The sequence below is a fragment of the Rossellomorea vietnamensis genome, from assembly GCF_001305855.1.
Lineage (GTDB): Bacteria > Bacillota > Bacilli > Bacillales > Bacillaceae_B > Rossellomorea > Rossellomorea vietnamensis_A.
The window spans coordinates 105,228-127,281 of sequence record NZ_LIXZ01000002.1; the positions used below are offsets into that span (position 1 = coordinate 105,228).

The window sequence follows — 22,054 nt, forward strand, 5'->3', positions numbered from 1 at the left end:
TATTTTATCAAAGCACCAGAATAAAGTCACTTACTTTTTTCTGTAATTTTCCAATAAAGGAAGTAAATATGGTTTTACTTCTGACAAAAAGTAGAGGGAGCCTGTTATGAGCAGGACATCGTCTTCTTGCATGACCTCTATTTTCTCTTCAAGATACGTCTTCCAATCATGGACTTCCACCTTATTGGGATGCGTGGAAGCTTCGTAAAGTTCTTCCACCGATGCTACCCTTGGGAAATCAAAGGTCGTAAATCCGATGTCATCCACTGCTTCTTCCAATCGGGAGATCATCGGCCTCAACTCTTTATCATGAAGTGCCGAGAAAAGGACGGTCACTTTTTTATGAAGGAAGCGTTCCTTGATTGTCTTCACAAGGGCTGCCACTCCTTCTGGATTATGGGCACCATCAATGTAAATCTCTTGTGTATCGGATAATGCCTCCATTCTCCCTGGCCATGATGCCTTCTTTAATCCACTCCTGATGTGCTCCGGTTCTATTTTCATCTCCTGATTTTCCACAAGGAGCTCGACGACTTTGATGGCAAGGGCTGCATTATTGATTTGATGGGTTCCGAGCATGGAAAGCTCGAACACCTCATGTTGGATGGGAGATCTGTATTCGAATCGTTCCCCCTTTTCCAATAAGGCGAGACGCTCGGCAGTAAAATCCTTCCCAAGTTGAAATACTTCACATTCCCTTTCAAGGGCTGTTTCTTCGATTACGTTCCTTGCTTCTGGTTGGTGGACACCTGAAATGACAGGTACATTAGGTTTGATGATACCCGCTTTCTCAAACGCGATATCTTCCAATCTGCTCCCAAGAAACTGCATATGGTCCATTCCGATGCTCGTGATCACGGAAACCATGGGGGTGATGACATTCGTCGAATCCAGTCTTCCCCCGAGCCCAACCTCATAAATGACCAGGTCGACGGGTTTCAATTCGGCAAAATAATAAAAACTCATGGCCGTAATGACTTCAAATTCAGAGGGAGCACCCCATTCCGATTGTTCCATCGTTTCCGCAACAGGCTTAACCTTTTCGACAAGCCGTGTCAAATCCTCATCGCTGACGGGATCTCCATTCATGCTTATCCGTTCATTGAACCGTTCAAAATAAGGGGAAGTAAAGGTTCCAACGGTGTACCCTGCTTCCTGAAGCACATTCCTCAAGTAAGTAACGGTGGACCCTTTTCCATTGGTTCCGCCGATATGGACGGTTTTAAGCTTTTGATGGGGGTTCCCGAGTTCCTCCAACAGGTGATTCATCCGCATCAATCCAGGCTTGATTCCAAGTCTAAGTCTTGAGTGTATCCACGCAACCGCTTGTTCATAATTCAAAAATTTTTCACTCCCACATTGGTTTTATTAGAAAAAGGGCCTCAATCAAGCCTGAATGATGCGGAGATTCCCACGTATCATTCAGACCTGATTCTAAAGCCCTCTTCCTTACCTTCTATTTATTGATTCAGTCACATTAAACCGATTTAAGCTCTTCGATTCTCGCTTTCACAGTCGCTTGTTTCTCTAAATAATCTTTTTCTTTCTCTTTTTCCTCGTCCACTACTTTCTGAGGGGCTTTGCTTACAAATTTCTCATTGTTAAGCTTGCCTTGGACACGGGATACTTCCTTCGTCCATTTATCCAGTTCTTTTTGAAGACGTGCGATTTCTTCTTCGATATTGATCAGTCCTTCTAATGGAAGGTACAGATCCACGCCTGTCACGACTGCCGTCATCGCTTTTTCCGGTGCTTCTAAATCCGTTCCCATCTCAAGCTTTTCCGGATTACAGAATTTCTCGATATATGATTGATTCTTTTCGATGATCGTCAGGGTGTGTGCATCTTTGGCTTTCAGCATCAGGTTGATTTGTTTACTCATCGGCGTGTTCACCTCGGCACGAACATTCCGTACGGCACGGATGATATCAACCAGAAGCTTCATCTCTTCCGCTGCCGCTTGATCTGTCAGCTTATCGTCAACCGTCGGCCATGTTGCTACAGTGATCGATTCGCCTTGATGCGGCAAGTTCTGCCATATTTCCTCGGTAATAAACGGCATGAACGGGTGCAGTAGTCTCATGGTGTTGTCGAGAACATATGCAAGGATCGAACGGGTCGTTTTCTTCGCAGCTTCGTCTTCACCGTATAGAGGCAGTTTCGCCATTTCAATGTACCAATCACAGAAATCATCCCAGATAAAGTTGTATAGTAAGCGTCCAACTTCACCGAATTCATAACGATCTGCCAGGCGCGTCACCGTTTCAATCGTTTCATTTAATCGGGTGAGGATCCATTTATCCGCTACGGATTTTTCACCTGATAAATCGATTTCATCATATGTCATGCCATCCATGTTCATCAGTGCGAAACGGGATGCGTTCCAGATCTTGTTCGCAAAGTTCCAAACCGACTCAACCTTTTCAAATGAGAAGCGAAGATCCTGCCCTGGTGAGCTTCCTGTTGTCAGGAAGTAACGAAGGGAATCGGAACCGTATTTTTCGATGACATCCATCGGGTCTACACCGTTTCCTAGTGATTTACTCATCTTACGTCCATCTGCATCACGAACCAAACCATGAATAAGTACGTCTTTAAATGGTCTTTCACCAGTAAACTCCAACCCTTGGAATATCATTCTGGATACCCAGAATCCGATAATATCGTAACCTGTCACAAGCGTATTGGTTGGGTAGTAACGCTTAAAGTCCTCTGCGTTCACATCAGGCCAGCCCATCGTTGAGAATGGCCATAGCGCTGAACTAAACCAAGTATCTAGTACGTCTTCTTCTTGTGTCCAGTTTTCAATGTCTTCAGGTGCTTCCTTCCCTACGTAAGTCTCACCAGTTTCATTGTGATACCATGCGGGGATTCTATGACCCCACCATAGCTGACGTGAAATACACCAATCACGCGTGTTTTCCATCCAGCGCAAGTAAGAAGTTTCGAAACGATCAGGAACAAAGTTAATTTTGTTTTCACCTTCCTGAAGTTTAACCGCTTCTTCAGCCAATGTATCCATCTTAACGAACCATTGAGTGGAAAGATAAGGCTCAACCACTGCCCCGCTACGCTCCGAATGCCCCACCGAATGCATATGCTCTTCAATCTTGAACAACACACCGGAGTCCTGAAGATCCTTCACAATTTGCTTACGGCAGTCAAAACGGTCCATGCCGTTATATTTATCAGCTTTCTCGTTCATCGTACCATCTTCATTCATCACGAGGATGCGTTCAAGATTATGACGGTTCCCGATTTCAAAGTCATTCGGGTCATGGGCAGGTGTGATTTTCACCGCTCCGGAACCGAACTCCATATCCACATAATCGTCACCGACGATCGGGATCTCACGCCCTACGATTGGGAGGATGACTTTCTTCCCGATCAGGTGCTTGTATCGGTCGTCTTCCGGATGTACCGCAACCGCTGTATCTCCCAACATCGTTTCCGGACGGGTTGTCGCGATTTCAATGTGGCCGCTTCCATCAGCAAGTGGATATCTCATATGATAAAATGCACCCTGTACATCTTTATGAATAACCTCGATATCGGATAGTGCCGTCTTCGTCGCAGGATCCCAGTTGATGATATATTCCCCGCGGTAGATCAAGCCTTTATTGTAAAGATCGATGAATACCTTCTGAACAGCATCGGACAGGCCTTCATCAAGTGTGAAGCGTTCACGGCTGTAATCCAGTCCCAGTCCTACTTTCGCCCATTGCTGGCGGATGTGCTCGGCATATTCTTCTTTCCATTTCCATGTTTCTTCTACGAATTTCTCACGACCGAGGTCATAGCGTGAAATTCCCTGGCTGCGAAGTTTTTCGTCTACTTTCGCCTGAGTGGCAATTCCGGCATGGTCCATACCAGGCAGCCAAAGTACGTCGTACCCTTGCATGCGTTTCATTCTTGTCAGGATGTCCTGTAGCGCTGTGTCCCAGGCATGGCCAAGATGAAGTTTCCCCGTTACGTTCGGCGGCGGGATGACGATGGTGTACGGTTCCTTCTCCTTATCGTTTGTCGCTTCGAAGAATTTTCCTTCAAGCCACCATTTGTAACGGCCCTGTTCAATGGCATTCGGATCATATTTTGTCGGCATTGATAATTGTTGATCTTGAGTTTCCATGTGATTTCCTCCTATATCGTTCTAAAAAAAAATAAAAAAATCCCCCGTCCTGTGAAAAGGACGAAGGATTCCATTCGCGGTACCACCTTTTTTCTCAGGAGTAAGAAACCTCCTGAACTCTCGACGATTATAACGGCTTTTAACCGGCTTCTACTACTGACATTCATAGAAGCAGCTCTTCAGGCGACCTTCCATTGTCTTAACGTAGAAAATCTCTCAGCAAACGATTTTCCTCTCTGAAAGTAAGGACCAATGTACTCTTCCTGTTCATTGCTTTTCATGATTATTTATTTACTCATTATAGTATAGGATAAGATAAACTTTCGTCAATCATTATTGGCATTTTCATTGAAAAATATTCATTTTGCCCATATATAGGCACCTTTCCATCCCCGATTCATAAGATAAAGTAGTGAATATACCCAGGAAAGTGAGTGGATGATGATGAAAAAAATCAACCAGTACACCTTACAGAAATGGATGGGCAACGCCCGATTAATATGTAAGCAATTCATCATACCTTTTACCATCTTTCAAGGCATCCGCACGATTCTCTTACCAACCACTTTTGATGTTCTTCTGTTAACCCTGTTTATCGGGATCGGCCTTGCCATTTACTTCGATTGGATTTAATGGACTGACGAAAGGTGGATTCGTCAGTCCTTTTTTTATTCAGCCTGCTCGGCCTGCTCTTTCTTCTGCTTTTCCATTTCATCCAGTCGCATGACCACATATTCGGTATTTTTCAGTAACCAGTAGTGACGCTGCAGCTTCTTTAGTGACTTCCGTTCATTCCGCTTATCCTTCGGGGTATGGAAGTATTTTTCCACAACGGAAATGACGGAGCTCGGATAAGCAAGGTAGCTCATGAACAGGAGCCTCTCTTCATTGCGGACGGTAAAATGCTGAAAATAGGTGGTGAGCCATTCAATACATTCCTCGTAGTATTTAGGATAGGTCTTCAATGTTCTCGACAAGAACGGGAGGAGATCATGAAATGGGGACGCCATCTTTGAGTTCTCAAAGTTATGAAAATACCCCAAACCCCTTTCATCGAATAAAAAATGCTCCGTCGAAACCTTTCCATGGGTGATCACGGTCCTTACCTTTTCAAGCTCCTTCGTGTCCTCATACCATTCATCCAGCGTTTTACGGGAAAACTTCAACGCTTGTGAAGCGTCCTTGTAATACATGCAATAATGAAACTGAAAAGGGGACATGTAGGTGGTCTTTTCACATGTTTCCACGTATTCATCGAGGAAAGCCTGCTCTTTATCCCATCTCGATGTCAGCTGCTCATAATGGGATTCTCTCTCTTCCTTATCGATCTTCACTTCATGTGAGGAAAGAGTATGAAGCCTCGCCAATTCCCTGAACATCTTTTGGTGCTTTTCAAATTGATCTTCTCTTTCCTGGTTCAAGAGCCAGGGCATTACATAATATAAGGATCCCTGATTCCACACAGCATAGCGGCCATCCAGGGTGGGATAAATCGGTACGATCCGATTATAGCCCCGCTGAAACAGCATTTGTACATTCCGGACGAAGTCCACTCCATTTTGGGCTGGAAGCTGTTTGACGGCCAGAGTACCTTTATTTGAGAATACTTTCGAAATCTTTCCGTAGCTTTCAACAAAATGAGGATCGACCCCATAAGGTTGCAAGACAGGCTTCAATCCCTCCAGCGTTTCTGCCATTCCTCTCACCTTCTAAGATTACTTTTCTAAAAAAAACGGACCAACTCCAAAGAATTTGGTGTCAGCCCCGTCGTTCATCTATAATACATTGACTCATTTCTTTGGTCCTCTGATGGGAGTGACCTTGCTATTTTCCTTTATCCCTTGAAAACGAACTCACTGTTCGGGATATAAAGAACCTGCCCGGCATAAACGTCCTGATTTGCTTCGAGTTGATTCACCCTTAATAGCTGCGGAATGGTCAAATCATATTTTTCAGCTATATAATCCAGGTTTTCTCCCTCCTGGACGATGCATACCCGGAGAGTCGCTCCTCTTTCCTCTTCTTTCCGGGCAAAGAAATCAGTTAATGAAATGGATTCATACTTCTTTTTGCTCTTCGTCTTTTTCTTTTCTTCCTGTTCTTCCTCTTCCATCTCTGCTTCTACGGCTGATGAGGAAGAAGATTCTTCCTCATCTATCTCCTGCTCCTTGTATTTCGGTGCAGGAGGCGGCGTATAAGCGGCCTTCGGTTCAGCATGCTGCTCCTCGGACGACTCACTCAGCTCATGCTGGGGAAGCTGGAATACATTTTCTTTCCGGTAGTCGACTTCCTCATAGGAGGGAGCCGGCTGTGTATCGTATTGAATCTGGACAGGAATTTCATCTTCCTGTTCAGCCGGTGGAGTCCTTCCCTCCAGATTAAACGGCTGATACTCGTCATCCGCATCCTCTTCTTCCTGGGCTTCTTCAACATAACTCGTGATTTCTTCTTCCTCATAGTTTTCGTATTCGTACACTTCTTCTCTTTCTTCCTCTTCTTCGGTTTCCACCTCTTCTTCCGCCTCTTCCACTTCTTCAGCTACGGCACTTGAACGATAAAGGGGCTCAAATTCTTCTTCTCTCTCATATTCTGCTTCAAGAGGAGTGTGAGCCTGCTGTTCACCGTAGATGCCGGTGATGGTCAAATCTGCGTTCAGCTTTAAACAGGCATTTTCAGGTACGATGTAGTCAAAGGACTCAACATACACATCAATGTCGCCTAAATTCGCGATTCGATTTTTAGGGATCGTGACATCAACCGGGAATCGATGGACAAATTCATATTCACCCTTCTCCCTCTTTTCCACTGTCTGCACGAACTTCCCACCTGCTTCGAACTCATCTTCCTCTTCTTCTCTAAATGAAGTCGGTAAATACTCACCCGTCAAATCGAGGCTTCCCCTGATAAGTACATACTGCTCTTGTTCTTGTATCGTTATATGAGGATCTAAGGAGATAGATAGCAATTCTTCAACTTCCTGTCCTTTTTTGAACCAAATTGATTCTTCCAAAGAAAATCGTAAACACGATTGTTGTTCTTGTGACAAAGAAAATTCCTCCTTTCAAGTTCCAAACAAAGAAATAGTAAACAATGCCATTATCACTTTATGAAACGGAAAGGAGGAATATGATAGGAAAACGAATATAAATAGCCGATCCTAAAAAAAGGATCGGCTATCATTATTACTTTTTGCTGATTTTCTCAAACGCTTTTTCAGCTGCCTGAAGGGTCTTTTCGATATCGTCATCCGTATGGGCTGTCGATAAGAATAGTCCTTCAAATTGAGAAGGTGGCAGGAATACCCCTTCATGAGCCATTTCCCGGTAGTAGTCGGCAAACATCTCAAGATCCGATGACTTGGCACCTTCGTAGTTCGATACTTCTTCGTTTGTGAAGAAGATCCCGATCATGGAGCCTGCACGGTTGATTCTGTGAGGAATGTTGTATTTTTCCGCGGCTTTCTTTAAGCCTTCCTCCAGTAGATCTGCTTTACGTGTAAACTCGGTATATGTTTCAGGAGTCAGCTGGCTCAGTGTTTCGTATCCAGCCGTCATGGCTAACGGGTTACCCGAAAGAGTTCCGGCTTGATAGATCGGACCGCTTGGCGCGATCCTTTCCATGATTTCCGCTTTCCCGCCGTATGCCCCGACAGGAAGTCCCCCGCCGATGACTTTCCCTAAACATGTTAAGTCAGGCGTCACGTTGTAGAAGCCTTGGGCACAGCCGTAACCGACACGGAAGCCTGTCATGACTTCATCAAAAATCAGAAGGGCACCGTGGTTTTCCGTTACTTCACGCAAACCTTCCAGGAATCCGGGTTGAGGAGGTACAACGCCCATATTCCCTGCAACAGGTTCGACGATCACACCGGCTATGTCATCACCGTATTGTTCGAAGGCATAACGGATGCTTTCCAGATCATTGTAAGGCACTGTGATCGTATTCTTTGCCACTCCTTCAGGAACACCGGGACTGTCCGGTAAACCGAGGGTCGCGACACCGGAGCCCGCTTTAATTAATAAAGAGTCTCCATGACCGTGGTAACAGCCTTCGAACTTGATGATCTTATTGCGGCCTGTGTATCCACGGGCTAAACGTAGTGCACTCATCGTCGCTTCTGTACCTGAAGACACCATGCGGACGATCTCGATGCTTGGCACCCGGTCAATCACCAGTTGGGCCAGTTTGTTTTCAATTTCTGTAGGAGCACCGAAGCTCGTCCCGTTTTCAGCCACTTTTTTAATGGTTTCCACGACCCGGTCATTGCTGTGACCTAGAATAAGCGGACCCCATGACAGGACATAGTCGATGTACTCATTCCCATCGATATCATAGATTTTCGATCCTTTTCCTCTTTCCATGAAAATCGGATCCATGTTGACTGATTTGAAAGCACGGACGGGACTGTTCACTCCGCCGGGCATCAGCTTTACTGCTTCCTTGAATGCTTGTTTCGATTTCTCATATGAACGCAATTTCGGTTCCTCCTTTAGTGATCTTTCAGTCATCCTGACAGGAATTCTTCACCAATTAGGATAACCAGTTTGCTACGTCTTTTGCAAAATACGTAATGATGAGGTCTGCCCCTGCACGTTTCATGCTGGTCAGTTTCTCCATCACGATTTCCTGTTCGTTTACCCATCCGTTTTGAGCCGCTGCTTTCACCATGCTGTACTCTCCACTTACGTTATAAGCGACAACCGGTGCATTGAAACGGTCTTTCACTTCACGCATGATATCAAGATACGAAAGGGCAGGTTTCACGATAAGGAAGTCGGCACCCTCTTCCATATCAGACTGGGCTTCCCTTAATGCTTCCAAGCGATTCGCAGGATCCATTTGATACGTTCTGCGATCTCCGAATTGAGGTGTTGAATGAGCCGCATCACGGAAAGGACCATAGAAGCTTGATGAATATTTCACAGCGTATGACATAATCGGCACATCATGGTAGCCCGCTTCGTCAAGACCGTGGCGAATCGCTGCGACGAACCCATCCATCATGTTGGAAGGGGCGATGATGTCCGCTCCCGCTTCAGCCTGGCTGACCGCTGTTTTGGCTAACAAATCAAGGGTTTCGTCATTCAGGACTTTCCCATCTTTGACGATTCCACAGTGACCGTGACTTGTATACTGACAAAGACATGTATCGGCAACGACAACGAGGTCCGGATAACGTTCCTTCACAAAACGTGTAGCCTCCTGGACGATCCCGTGGTTATGATAAGCCTGTTTCCCCAACTCGTCTTTTTCAGCTGGAACACCGAATAAAATGATGGACTTGATCCCAAGTGAAACCACTTCATCCATTTCAGCTTGTAAATTATCCATTGAAATATGATAAACACCCGGCATGGACGGAACGACATTCTTGATGTTTTCCCCTTCCACGACAAATAATGGGTAAATGAGATCTTCTTTTCTTAGATGTGTCTCCCGCACGAGCGCACGCATCGTTTCCGATTGACGTAAGCGGCGGTGACGATTGAATTGCAGGTCTTTCATAGTAAAAGCCTCCTAATGTTTGATAGCTAACAGGCAGAGATGAAATCTTTCATCTCCTTCACCATTTCATTTACAGTATAAACCCTTGGACAGATATTTACATGTAATCCGTATTGTTCTGCAATGTTTTTTGTGATCGGTCCGATGCAGGCAATGGGAATGTCCCTGATGTGATCATGCAGAGAATAGTGACGGATGACCTTCATAAAGTGATGGACCGTCGATGAACTCGTGAATGTAATGATATCCACTTGTTCTTTTTCAATGATTGTTTTCAACTGCACGATGCTTTCCTCTGGAAGTACCGTTTCATAGACGACCCATTCCTGACAGGTGACTCCTGCTGAGATTAATTCCTTTGCAATCACATTCCTTGCAAGATTCCCTTTTGGGATCAGGACGGGGCCATCAGGCTTCACTTTAGATATGAACTCCTCGGCGAAGTCATCGCCTGTGAAATTTTCCGGAACAAATGAAATCGGTATTCCGTATTTTTGGCAGTACTGCTCCGTCTTGGTCCCGACGGCAGCAAATTTGCCGGTATAAGAGGGTAAAGGGATCCCCCGTCTTTCTAATGCTTCCAGGAAGAACTTCACCCCATTTTTACTGGTGAAAATAATCCATTTGTATGTATGCAGGGTAGAATGAAGCGAAACCTCCAACGGATCTATGTGGGGGTGAAAATGAAGGAGCGGTACCAAAATAGGCACCCCTCCCTCGTCTTCAATGAGGGACCCGGTTTCACTGGATCCCTCATTGCCACGAGTAATCAAAACCTTTACTTGTTCTAAAGGCCTCTTACCCTTCATTATTGATTCAGCTCCTCTTTCACCTGATCAATCAAGGCTTTTGCACCTTGCTTCGTTAAACTTTCAGCCACTTTTTCTCCAACTTCTTTCGGATCTTGACCCGTCATGTATTCTTTGTAGATCGTATGACCGTCCGGAGAAGCGACAAGTCCGGTCAATGCAACATCACCATTGTCTTTCAGCTCGGCAAATCCCGCTATCGGCACTTGACAGCCACCTTCCATTTTATGTAGAAAAGCTCGTTCAGCCGTTACGGTAATTGTCGTTTCTTCACACGCGAATTTCTCAAGCAGTTCGAGAACTTCATCGTCATCATTTCTGCACTCGATTGAAAGGGCACCTTGACCGACTGCCGGCAAGCAAAGGTCCGGATCAAGAAATTCCGTGACGACATCCGACGTCCATCCCATGCGTGATAGTCCCGCCGCTGCCAGGATAATGGCATCGTAATCTTCATTTTGAAGTTTAGAGAGACGGGTATCGATATTGCCGCGGATCCATTTGATTTCAAGATCGGGTCTCACAGACAGGATCTGGGCACCTCTCCTGAGACTGCTCGTTCCGACGATCGCTCCACCAGGGAGGTCTTTGAGGGCAACATGATTCTTACTGATAAACGCGTCACGGTGATCCTCACGAACCGGGATGCTTCCGATCGTCAGTCCTTCCGGTAAAACCGCCGGCATATCTTTCATACTGTGAACGGCCATGTCGATTTCTTTATCCAGCATCGCCTGCTCGATTTCTTTTACAAATAAGCCTTTACCGCCCACTTTGGATAAGGTTACATCCAGGATCTGATCCCCTTTCGTCACAATCTCCTTCACTTCAAAATCGTAAGAAGGGTCGAGGGACTTCAACTGATCGATCACCCAATTGGTTTGGGTAAGGGCTAATTTACTTCGTCTTGAACCAACAATGATTTTTCTCATAATGACCTCCTGAAAACTTATGAATACCAGAAATGAAATGAAGACAGCCGACTAGCTAAGAAAAAGTTGATTAATATAATCAAGAAGGCTGCAACATTAAGAAACGCTAATGATTTACCAAAGACATTCTTTTTAATGCGAAGGTATAGATAACTGCTGTATAAAATCAATAGAATGAAAGATCCTATTATCTTTGGATCATACCATAGAAATTCCGGAAGCTTGATATATGCCCACTGCAGCCCTAAGATAAGGCTCAACAGAAGCATCGCTACCCCGATGGAATTAGAGATATAGGATATCTTCTCAAGCTTGGACAAATCACTGATCCTCCATAATCTCTGCCCCCATTTTTTCTCCTTCAATAATTTAAACTGGAGGAGATAGAGAAGGGAAAACACAAAGGAAAGACTGAAGGCCCCGTATGAGAGGATGGCCATCGTAATGTGAATCAGCAACAGTTCGGATACCATCTGCTCCGCCATCGCCTGGGACTCCACCTGAACGGGCGCAAATGTATGGATCGCCATGATGATGAATCCGAGTACATTTGTAAAGAAGACAGTGAAATCCACCCTCAGCAATCGGTTGATGATCAGGGACAGGGTGATGAGGACCCAGGCATAAAAATAAAGTCCCTCAAAGATGGTGAGGACCGGAAACCTGCCTGTATTCATCATGTATAGAAATAAAAAGATTGTTTGAAGGACCCAAACAATCGCAAGTAACCAGAAGGCAAACAGGTTCGCCTTCCGGTTTTTGTTTAAGAAATCTATAAAATAAAAGAGAATACTAATAGCATACAGAACAATCATAAGTTCGTGCAGCCTGGTCATCGTTTGTTCAAACATCGACATTAACCTCACTTATGCTTGAAAAGAGGGTTGTGGTGTAAAGCTATGATCGCTCTCAGTCTTTTCGTTGGCTGCTTTCACTTGTTTCTGCTCTAACACTTGTTGTTCAATGTTAAAAATGTTGATGAATAGATCCAATTTATCTTCTGCATCCGGAAGACCGGCAAATTCCTTCGCCTGGAGGATCGGATCTTTTAATAGCTGGTTGATGATGCTCTTCGTGTGTTTATTGAGTACCTTGCGTTCCCTGTCTGACAGGTCAGGCATTTTCCTTTCGATGCTTTCCATCGTATCTGCCTGTATGGCAAGTGCTTTCTGTCTGAGAGCGGAGATGACAGGTACCACACCGAGCATGTTCAACCATTCTTTAAACGCAACGATTTCTGCTTCGATCATGATCTCGATTTGTTCAGCCGCTTTTTTGCGTTCGGCCAGATTCGCCTGGACGATGCCTTCCAAATCATCGATGTCATAAAGGAATACACTCTCGAGCTGCCCGATCGCCGGATCTAAATCCCTCGGTACGGCTATGTCCACCATGAATAGGGGACGGCCCTTCCTCATGCCTTCCACATGGGACATCATTTCTTTCGTGATGACAAAATCCTTTGCTCCGGTTGAACTGATCATGATATCCGCTTCTACAAGGGCGCATTGAAGCTCCTGCATCGTTTTCGCATTGCCGCTGAAACGCTCTGCAAGGGTTTGGGCTTTCTCATATGTGCGGTTGATCACGGTCACTTTGGTGGCTCCGCTGCCATGGAGATTCTTGATGGCAAGTTCCCCCATTTTCCCGGCCCCAAGAATGAGGACATGCTTACCTTCCAGGCTGCCGAATACCTTTTTAGCCAATTCAACGGCCGCATAGCTGACTGATACCGCATTGGAACCAATCTCTGTTTCCGAGTGGCCCTTTTTGGCAACGGTCACCGCCTGCTTAAACAGGTGATTAAATACGGTACCCGTCGCTCCCGACTCCTGGGCATTCAGGAAGCTTGAACGGATTTGACCAAGGATCTGGGTTTCCCCGAGTACCATTGAGTTCAATCCACAGGCAACCTTAAACAGGTGTTCGACCGCTCCTTCTTGTTCATAAATGAACAGATATGGCGTGAACTCCTCTTTATCTATATCAAACCATTGAGATAAAAAATCTTTAATATAATAACGACCTGTATGAAGCTGATCCACTACCGCATAGACTTCCGTTCTATTACATGTAGAAACAATCACATTCTCAAGGATGCTTTTCTTTTCCTTTAATGTTTTCATTGCTGAAGGAAGATCAGTTTCGTTGAAAGATAAACGCTCACGAATCTCTACAGGGGCCGTTTTATAATTTAAACCAACGACTATTGTATACATGCTATGCACTACACCCCCAAGTAAAATCAATACTGTTATTATAACATGTCCAAATAAGTCCTCAGGCCCTAAAATGTGAACAGAAAATGAAACCTATGCTACATTTAAGGGGTAGAACCTAATGCTTCTTCCGGGACTTGCTAAACATTCATTTCATCATTACATTTAAGTAGAAGAAGGAAAATAAGCTTGAAAGCATTTTCAATTCTTCGTAAATCTTTTAAATTTCGACATTTCCCTACTAATGTAGGGTACCAAAACAAGCCTAAAGAATCAAGTAATGGAAAGGTTTCTCACTATTCAACGGGACATAGGGATTTATTTTTCATATTATGTGTCATTTTCCCTTAAAAAATAGAATTTAAAACCGTCATTTTACTAATATTCAGGAGGAAGAGTATGAAACAGCAGCGGATATTCCCCGGAATCATCTTAATTGGCTTTGGAGCTTACTTTTATTTACAGCAGGCAAACATCGTATTATTTCAGGAATTTTTCACGTGGCCCACTTTGCTTATCATTGTCGGACTGGCTTTTCTCGGTCAGGGATACGGAGGTAAGGATTATGAAGCCATCCTCCCCGGTACGATCCTTGTTGGATTCGGCTTACATTTCCACGTGGTCAATAAACTGGATATTTGGCCGGATCATATGGGAACTTTCATTCTCATCATTGCACTCGGTTTCCTGCTCAGATACCAGAAGACACGTACCGGATTATTTCAAGGAGTGCTTTTTTTGACACTCTCTATCCTTCTTCTATTCTCGGATAAAGTGGTGCGATGGTCCGGTTTCATCGAAGGAAGTGTGGGAAGCGCTTGGGAATTCTGGCCCATCGTCATTATCGGGATCGGTGTCTATTTATTATTTGTAAGAAAAAAGTAAGCCAAACGCGAAAAAGCCCGGAATGGCATCCGGGCTTTTTCATGTTTATTAATATTAAAGAACCGAGTCCAAAAATTCTTTCGTCCTCTGCTCTTTTGGAGAATGGAACAATTCCTGTGGGGGCCCCACTTCGACGATGCGGCCATCATGCATATAGACGACCCAATCGGCCACTTCACGGGCAAATCCCATTTCATGGGTCACGACGACCATCGTCATTCCTTCTAAAGCAAGCTCCTTCATGGTAGCGAGTACTTCACCGACCAATTCAGGATCCAGTGCTGAAGTTGGCTCATCGAACAGCATGATATCCGGTTTCATGGCAAGGGCCCTGGCGATGGCGACACGCTGCTTCTGTCCCCCGGAAAGCTTGGAGGGATAGACATCTTCTTTATCCCCAAGCCCGACCTTCTTTAACAGCGCTTTGGCATCCTTCCTTGCATCCGCCTTAGAGACACCCTTTACGTACACCGGTGCCTCCATCACATTTTCCAATACGGTTTTGTGGGGGAAGAGATAGAAATGCTGGAAGACCATTCCCACCTTTTGACGGATCTTATTCAAATCATGGGTATCTTGATTGACTTCCTCCCCTTCGATGACGACCTTCCCGTTATCTTTCAGTTCGAGGAAGTTTAAGCAGCGAAGCAATGTACTCTTCCCTGATCCACTGGCTCCAATGAGGCAAACCACGTCACTTTCCCTTACGTTGATATCAATGTCCTTTAATACATGTAAATCACCAAAGGATTTATTTAATTTTTCTACTTTAATCATTTCCTGACTCACACTCATCCCTCCCACTTATTCTTAATCACTGATAGACATTCGTTTCTCGATTACATTGACGATCGTTGAGAATAGTAATACGAGAACCAGGTAATAGATCGCTACAACGAGCAGATACGTCATATAATCAAAGTTATTCGAACCGAGTGTCGTCGCCACGCTGAACAATTCAAACATCCCGATGAAGGAAGCAAGGGATGAATCCTTCAATGCAATGATGAATTGATTCCCAAGGGGTGGCAGGGCACGCCTGAATGCCTGTGGAAGGATGATCCTTCTCATGGACAGGCCAAGTGACATTCCAAGGGAACGCCCCGCTTCCATTTGCCCTTTGTCGATGGATTGAATGGCCCCGCGGAAGATCTCTGCGATATACGCTCCATTATGGAATGCAAGACCCATGACGACAGACCAGAAGCCTGAAATATTCAATGAAGTCAATCCGAAGTAGAAAATGAAGATTTGAACGATTAATGGTGTACCCCTTACAACGAAAATGTATAAATCCGCAATCAGGGACAAAGGTTTGATCCCTGAAATCTTAAGGAAAGCGAAAAACAAACCGATCACAATCGCAATCAGGACAGATACAAAGGTTAATTGGAATGTCAGCAACATCCCTTTAAGAAAAACATCATATGTACCGGCAAAGGTTTCTAAAAAGTGCATGGACTTCCCTCCGTTCAATTTATTTCCCATTAAGACAAAAAGCGAATGCGCATAGAAGCACATTCGCTCTGTGTCATGCTGCTCTTACTCTTTCTCAGGATCTGATGTAATGTCTGTTTTGAAATATTTTTCACTGATTTTCTTTAAAGTACCGTCTTCTCTTAATGTTTCAAGAGCTTTATTGACTTCTTTCAATAGTTTTTCATTATCTTTACTCACGGCGATCGCCTGCTCACTGCGGCCGATCAGTTCACGCGCTTCAATGTCGAGACCAGAAGCGATCGCTTCTTTACCAGTGATGAAGTCTGTGATGACGGCATCATGTTTCCCTTTATTTAACGCTTCGAGTGCGACAACGTCACTATCATACGCCTGAATTTTATCCGTTACTTCCTTTGCTGTATCTGAGTACGTGGACCCTTTGGATACGGCAATTTCCTTGTCCTTTAAATCATCCAGGGTTTCAACATCACTGTCTTTGCGGACGAAAATCTGTGGTCCTGAATAATAATAAGGAGTTGAGAAGTCCACTTCCTTCAAACGGTCCTCCGTGATCGTATGACTGGCAACCGCCGCGTCGAAACGTCCGGATTTAACCCCTTCTACAATTCCTGCAAATTTAAATTTCTTCTGTTCGGGTTCAAGACCCATTTCTTTCGCTACGGCTTCTGCCACTTCAATATCGAAACCTGACATGGTTCCATCATTATTCGTCACACTGAAAGGCTTGAATTCACCTGAAGCTGCATAAACGAATTTGCCTTCCTCCACTAACTTCGCACCACTCTTTGTTGTGGCTTTGTCTCCGCAAGCGGATAGAAGAAGTGCAGCAAGTACTAAAATGACTAGGCTTTTCCAATTCTTCACTGTCTAGAGTCCCCCTTATGTAGCTTGTAATATTTTTAATCTTTCATAATTTTATCAACAAAAGAGAAAATTCTCAAAATTCAAATATAGCTTCCACGGCTTATAATTATCCATTTTAGTGGATGAAACCGATTCAGCTTGGTTTCAGATACATATGCGTCCCTATCCTTTCATTTCCTTTCATATGCTTTGACCATATAGGCCAATAAACCTTATACGGACTTCGGTAGACCTTCTTTAATACTACTTTTTAGCTATAAGTTCTGTAGTCAAAAAAAAGAACCGATCTCCATATATGGAAATCGGTTCTTTATAAGATTATTTATAATACGACCTGATGGCGTCCCAGGCTTTGTCTTTTCCAAGGCCTGTTTCGGAAGAGAACATGATAAGGTCGTCTTCGCTGTCCATGTTCAGGGTTTCTCTTGTGACTTTCAGGTGCTTCTGCCATTTGCCTTTGGGGATCTTGTCCGCTTTGGTGGCAATGACGATACACGGCAGGCCGTGATGCTTTAGGAAATCATACATCATGACATCATCGTTGGTAGGGGCATGACGCAGGTCCACGATCAGGATGACCGCCCTTAGCTGCTCCCGGGAAGTGATGTAGGTTTCGATCATCTTTCCCCATGCTTCCCGCTCTGTCTTGGATACTTTGGCAAAACCGTAACCGGGAACATCTACATAATAGAGGGTCTCTTCTATTTTATAAAAATTCAGCGTCTGGGTTTTTCCAGGCTTGGATGAAATCCTCGCCATGCTCTTCCTGCCGATCATTTTATTGATGAATGATGATTTTCCTACGTTCGAGCGTCCGGCTAAGGCAAACTCAGGAAGGATGTCGCCAGGATATTGTTCAGGCCTGACTGCACTGATGACTAGCTCAACTTGATTTACTTTCACTTCTTTTCACCTACTAATGCTTTCTCTAAGACTTCATCGATGTGGGAGACAAGGATGAACGTTAATTCTTCCCTTACACTTTCAGGAATATCATCTATATCCTTTTCATTATCTTTCGGAAGGATAATCGTTTTAATTCCGGCACGATGAGCGCTTAATGTTTTTTCTTTCACTCCGCCGATCGGAAGGACTCTTCCTCTCAGGGTCATTTCACCTGTCATCCCGACTTCACGGTTCACGTATTTCCCTGTCAGGGCTGATACGAGTGCCGTCGTGATCGTGATTCCGGCAGAAGGACCGTCTTTCGGGACTGCTCCTTCGGGAACGTGGATGTGAATATCATGTTTCTCGTGGAAATTCTCATCAATTCCAAGCACCCCTGCCTTTGAACGGACGTAGCTGAAGGCTGTCTGAGCAGACTCCTTCATGACATCTCCCAGTTTCCCGGTCAGTACAAGCTTCCCTTTACCAGGGGCGAGGGATACTTCAATTTGAAGGGTGTCTCCGCCGACCGTCGTATAGGCAAGACCAGTTGATACACCGATTTGATTTTCGATTTCTGCCTGGCCGTAACGGAATTTCTTCTTCCCTAGGAACTCTTCTATATTGCTTGAAGTGATCACGACTCGCTTCTTATCCCCCGAAACGATGATCTTCGCCGTTTTTCTGCAGAGAGCTGCCAGCTGACGCTCCAGGCTCCTCACACCGGCTTCCCTTGTATAATAGCGGACGATATCAACGATTGCCTCATCTCTCACTTGAAGCTTCGATTTGGATAAACCGTGATCTTTGATCTGCTTGTCCAGTAAATGATGCTTCGCGATGTTTAACTTTTCAAGTTCCGTGTAACCGGCAATCGTAATGATTTCCATCCTGTCCCGGAGTGGTCCCGGAATGGTTGAAAGGTCATTTGCCGTTGCAATGAACATCACTTTTGATAAGTCGTATGTCTCTTCAATATAGTGATCACTGAAGTTTGAATTTTGTTCGGGATCGAGTACCTCAAGCATCGCAGAAGAAGGATCTCCCCTGAAATCACTTGACATTTTATCGATTTCATCGAGAAGGAACACAGGGTTGATCGTACCTGCCTTTTTCATTCCCCGGATGATTCTGCCCGGCATGGCTCCTACATAGGTACGTCTGTGCCCCCTGATTTCGGATTCGTCCCGGACGCCTCCAAGGGAGATGCGGACAAAATTCCGTCCCAGAGATTCAGCAACTGAACGGGCCAAGCTCGTTTTCCCGACTCCTGGAGGTCCGGCGAGACACAGGATCGGTCCTTTCAGTGATTGAGTCAATTGTTGAACGGCAAGATATTCGAGCACTCTTTCCTTAACTTTTTCAAGACCATAATGATCCCGGTTTAAAATCTGTTCAGAACGCTTGATGTCCAATTGATCTTCTGTTTCCGTGGACCATGGCAATGAAACAAGCCACTCGATGTAATTACGGATCACAGAGCTTTCAGCAGAACTTGAAGGCACCTTCTCATAGCGTGCAAGCTCCTTTAATGCCGTAAGTTCCACTTCTTCAGGCATATTGGCCTGTTCGATTTTAGCCGTTAAATCTTCAATTTCGCCCGTTTTACCTTCTTTGTCACCCAACTCTTTCTGAATGGCTTTCATTTGCTCACGAAGATAATACTCTTTCTGGGTTCTTTCCATCGAACGTTTGACACGCTGCCCGATTTTTTTCTCTAGGCTGAGCACTTCTTTTTCATTGTTAATCGTTTCGATCACCATTTGAAGCCGCTTCTTAATGTCGAGTGTTTCCAGGACGTTCTGCTTTTCCTTCATTTTCAGGGGCAGATGGGATGCCACGATATCCGCAAGCCTTCCCGGTTCTTCAATATCCGATACGGTTGAATACGTTTCGGCTGAAACTTTCTTTGATAGCTTTATGTATTGTTCGAAATAGTTCAATAACGTCCTCATCAACGCGTCTGTTTCCGATTCCTTACCTTCATCATCATGGAATTCCTTCACACTTACTTCATAGAAATCCTTTTGCCCGGTGAATGAAGTAATCGACGCACGGTTCATTCCCTCGACCAGCACCCTGATGGTCCCGTTAGGCAGTTTGAGCATCTGCTTGACCTTTGTCAGAGTCCCCATCTCGTAGAAATCTTCCTGTGTTGGCTCATCTATATTCATATCTCTTTGAGTCGTTAAGAAAATTAAATGATCATCCATCATGGCTTTTTCTAAAGCCTGAACGGAGCGCTCACGTCCAACATCTAAATGCAAGACCATTGTTGGATACACAAGTAAGCCTCTCAATGGAAGGAGGGGAACCATTAAATTATTTTGTTTTGCCACATATAACACCTCCGAATTTTGCTCTTGAGTCTTTGTACAATTCTAACTTATTTACTAGGTAGTGTCTATTAAATAGGTATTTACAACTTTATTCGATAAAGCTCTCCCTTATTCCATTTTCCATCTATTCAAAAACAAACCGATTCGGATAGACCCGAATCGGTCAACAGTCTATACACTTTTCTTATTTTGTTCAGTAACGCCCTGGGGAACCTGGTCCTTCATCAAGGCGAGGTCAAGCACTTCCTTAAGCTGTTTGACCGGAACCACTTCGATTCCTTCAATCTCTCTTAACATTGCCTGTTGGTTGTCGTACGGAATGATGGCCATGGTAGCACCGGCGAGCTTCGCACCTTTCACTTTAGGATACACCCCGCCGACAGGCTTAACGGATCCATGAATACTGATTTCCCCTGTGACAGCAATCGTATGCTTGATGGGTATCCGGTAAATGGCCGAGTAAATCCCAAGCGCCATGGCAATCCCTGCAGAAGGTCCGTCGACCGGCACTCCGCCTGGAAAATTCACATGTATATCATACTGATCGGCAGGCACCCCCATGGAACGAAGAACGGTGATCACATTTTCGATCGAGCCTTTCGCCATGCTTTTCCTCCTGATGGATTTACTCCGGTCCCCGATGCTTTCTTCTTCTACGATTCCCGTCACATTGATGGTGCCTTTATCCGTTGCGGGAAGGACATTTACTTCAATCTCAAGTAAAGAACCGGTATTTGGCCCTGTCACGGCTAACCCATTGACGAGACCGATTGTTGCCTCTTCATTGATTTTCTTCTGATAGCGCGGGGACAGCTGACTGGATTGAATGATCCATTCGAGCTCATGATCATAAATTTCTTTTCTATTCTCTGTAATGGCGACCCCTGCTGCAATCTGGACCATATTCACTGCTTCACGGCCGTTACGGGCATAAGATGCAAGTGTTTCGAGCCCTTTGTCACTGATCGTCATTTCTACTTTCTCTACGGCTCCTTCCGCTACCTTTTTCACTTCATCATGCTCAAGCTCCCTGAAAAAGACTTCCATGCATCTGGAGCGGATCGCCGGAGGGAGTTCATTCGGTGTACGGGTCGTGGCACCGATCAAGCGGAAATCAGCCGGAAGTCCGTTTTTGAAAATATCATGTATATGCGTGGGAATTTGATGATTTTCTTCATTGTAATAGGCGCTTTCAAGGAATACTCTGCGGTCTTCTAACACTTTTAATAGCTTATTCAATTGAATGGGATGCAATTCCCCGATTTCATCAATGAACAATACGCCTCCATGGGCATTCGTCACAGCACCTTGCTTTGGTTGCGGGATCCCGGCCTGTCCCATGGCTCCTGCCCCTTGATAAATGGGGTCATGGACGGAACCAATCAGCGGATCGGCAATTCCCCGTTCATCGAATCGTGCCGTTGTGGCATCCAATTCAACAAAAACAGCAGAAGATCTGAATGGGGATTTCATATTTTTCTTTGCTTCTTCCAGGACAAGACGGGCTGCTGCCGTTTTTCCGACACCGGGCGGTCCATAAATGATGACATGCTGGGGATTCGGGCTGCATATCGCTGCTTTTAATGCTTTAATTCCATCTTCCTGCCCGACAATATCTTCAAAGCTTGAGGGTCTTACTTTTTCGGCAAGGGGTTCGGTTAATGAAATGGATCTCATCTTTCGGAGTTCTTCCATCTCTTTTTTTGATTCACGGTCAATGGAAACTTTTTGCGTTCGCTGGTTTTTTAACAGGTTCCAGAAGTACAATCCAATGATGATTCCGAAGAATAATTGGATGAATAAAGCGATGCTCGTAAAGCTCATTCGTCTCCCTCCAAGTAGATACAAGTTGTTATCGGTTAGTATCTCCTTGACCTTGTGGGAATAAACAAAAAAATTCGGTGAGTGGATGGTTCAGAAAGGGATAAAAAAATGGATAATGCTTCTAATCCTATATACCTAGGGTGTGCTGGTTGATTTCCGCTGCAGGTGCTCGCTTTCCGCGGGGCGTGAGTTGAGCCTCCTC

The 22,054-nt window shown here is 44.8% G+C and carries 18 protein-coding genes and 1 other annotated feature; of the genes, 2 read left to right on the forward strand and 16 right to left on the reverse strand.

The window, feature by feature from the left end; all coding sequences use genetic code 11:
- Positions 1-30: 30 nt before the first annotated feature.
- Both AM506_RS03570 and AM506_RS03575 read right to left on the reverse strand, forming a co-directional pair.
- Positions 31-1,341 carry a bifunctional folylpolyglutamate synthase/dihydrofolate synthase gene (locus AM506_RS03570; RefSeq protein WP_060670903.1) on the reverse strand — a complete coding sequence of 437 codons (1,311 nt, stop codon included), beginning with the start codon at positions 1,339-1,341 and terminating at the stop codon, positions 31-33.
- 136 nt (positions 1,342-1,477) lie between these two features.
- Positions 1,478-4,129: a valine--tRNA ligase gene (locus AM506_RS03575; protein WP_060670905.1), complete on the reverse strand. Its 2,652-nt coding sequence runs from the start codon at positions 4,127-4,129 to the stop codon at positions 1,478-1,480.
- Positions 4,130-4,182: 53 nt separating this feature from the next.
- Positions 4,183-4,409 (reverse strand) — a binding site (T-box leader).
- Positions 4,410-4,573: 164 nt separating this feature from the next.
- Here AM506_RS03575 and AM506_RS03580 point away from each other — a divergent pair.
- On the forward strand, positions 4,574-4,762 hold the full coding sequence (locus AM506_RS03580) for a hypothetical protein (protein ID WP_034760497.1): 189 nt from the start codon (positions 4,574-4,576) through the stop codon (positions 4,760-4,762).
- A gap of 35 nt (positions 4,763-4,797) precedes the next feature.
- Here the strand turns inward: AM506_RS03580 and ysxE are convergent, their stop codons facing one another.
- The 8 genes from ysxE to hemA all read right to left on the reverse strand — a co-directional run bounded on the left by ysxE (position 4,798) and on the right by hemA (position 13,594).
- Entirely contained in the window at positions 4,798-5,826 is a 1,029-nt protein-coding gene (gene ysxE, locus AM506_RS03585) for a spore coat protein YsxE (protein ID WP_060670907.1), read from the reverse strand.
- A 137-nt stretch (positions 5,827-5,963) separates the two neighbouring features.
- Positions 5,964-7,175 (reverse strand): stage VI sporulation protein D, encoded by a 1,212-nt coding sequence (gene spoVID / locus AM506_RS03590; RefSeq protein ID WP_060670909.1) that lies wholly within the window; start codon positions 7,173-7,175, stop codon positions 5,964-5,966.
- A gap of 136 nt (positions 7,176-7,311) precedes the next feature.
- Positions 7,312-8,604, reverse strand: coding sequence for a glutamate-1-semialdehyde 2,1-aminomutase (gene hemL / locus AM506_RS03595; protein WP_060670911.1), 1,293 nt, complete (start codon positions 8,602-8,604; stop codon positions 7,312-7,314).
- A gap of 55 nt (positions 8,605-8,659) precedes the next feature.
- A complete protein-coding gene (gene hemB, locus AM506_RS03600; protein WP_060670913.1) occupies positions 8,660-9,634 on the reverse strand; it encodes a porphobilinogen synthase in 975 nt (324 codons plus the stop codon).
- 26 nt (positions 9,635-9,660) lie between these two features.
- Positions 9,661-10,443, reverse strand: a complete 783-nt coding sequence (locus AM506_RS03605; RefSeq protein WP_060670915.1) for a uroporphyrinogen-III synthase — start codon at positions 10,441-10,443, stop codon at positions 9,661-9,663.
- Positions 10,443-11,375 carry a hydroxymethylbilane synthase gene (gene hemC / locus AM506_RS03610; protein ID WP_060670917.1) on the reverse strand — a complete coding sequence of 311 codons (933 nt, stop codon included), beginning with the start codon at positions 11,373-11,375 and terminating at the stop codon, positions 10,443-10,445. The genes AM506_RS03605 and hemC overlap by 1 nt, the downstream gene beginning before the upstream one ends.
- A 17-nt stretch (positions 11,376-11,392) precedes the next feature.
- Positions 11,393-12,226: a cytochrome c biogenesis protein gene (gene ccsA / locus AM506_RS03615; protein ID WP_060670925.1), complete on the reverse strand. Its 834-nt coding sequence runs from the start codon at positions 12,224-12,226 to the stop codon at positions 11,393-11,395.
- A gap of 15 nt (positions 12,227-12,241) precedes the next feature.
- Positions 12,242-13,594: a glutamyl-tRNA reductase gene (hemA, locus tag AM506_RS03620; protein ID WP_060670927.1), complete on the reverse strand. Its 1,353-nt coding sequence runs from the start codon at positions 13,592-13,594 to the stop codon at positions 12,242-12,244.
- A gap of 399 nt (positions 13,595-13,993) precedes the next feature.
- Here hemA and AM506_RS03625 point away from each other — a divergent pair, with 399 nt between their 5' ends.
- Entirely contained in the window at positions 13,994-14,479 is a 486-nt protein-coding gene (locus AM506_RS03625; protein ID WP_060670929.1) for a LiaI-LiaF-like domain-containing protein, read from the forward strand.
- Between the two features lie 54 nt (positions 14,480-14,533).
- On the opposite strand, the gene AM506_RS03630 is transcribed toward AM506_RS03625, so the two are convergent.
- The 6 genes from AM506_RS03630 to lonB all read right to left on the reverse strand — a co-directional run bounded on the left by AM506_RS03630 (position 14,534) and on the right by lonB (position 21,852).
- A complete protein-coding gene (locus AM506_RS03630; RefSeq protein WP_200908412.1) occupies positions 14,534-15,256 on the reverse strand; it encodes an amino acid ABC transporter ATP-binding protein in 723 nt (240 codons plus the stop codon).
- 33 nt (positions 15,257-15,289) lie between these two features.
- Positions 15,290-15,937, reverse strand: coding sequence for an amino acid ABC transporter permease (locus AM506_RS03635; protein ID WP_034757145.1), 648 nt, complete (start codon positions 15,935-15,937; stop codon positions 15,290-15,292).
- 84 nt (positions 15,938-16,021) lie between these two features.
- A complete protein-coding gene (locus AM506_RS03640; protein ID WP_060670933.1) occupies positions 16,022-16,804 on the reverse strand; it encodes a transporter substrate-binding domain-containing protein in 783 nt (260 codons plus the stop codon).
- A gap of 318 nt (positions 16,805-17,122) precedes the next feature.
- A complete protein-coding gene (gene yihA / locus AM506_RS03645) occupies positions 17,123-17,707 on the reverse strand; it encodes a ribosome biogenesis GTP-binding protein YihA/YsxC (protein ID WP_060670935.1) in 585 nt (194 codons plus the stop codon).
- Positions 17,704-20,007 carry an endopeptidase La gene (gene lon, locus AM506_RS03650; RefSeq protein WP_440480338.1) on the reverse strand — a complete coding sequence of 768 codons (2,304 nt, stop codon included), beginning with the start codon at positions 20,005-20,007 and terminating at the stop codon, positions 17,704-17,706. Before lon ends, yihA begins: the two co-directional genes overlap by 4 nt.
- A gap of 192 nt (positions 20,008-20,199) precedes the next feature.
- Entirely contained in the window at positions 20,200-21,852 is a 1,653-nt protein-coding gene (lonB, locus tag AM506_RS03655) for an ATP-dependent protease LonB (protein ID WP_060670939.1), read from the reverse strand.
- Between the last annotated feature and the right edge of the window lie 202 nt (positions 21,853-22,054).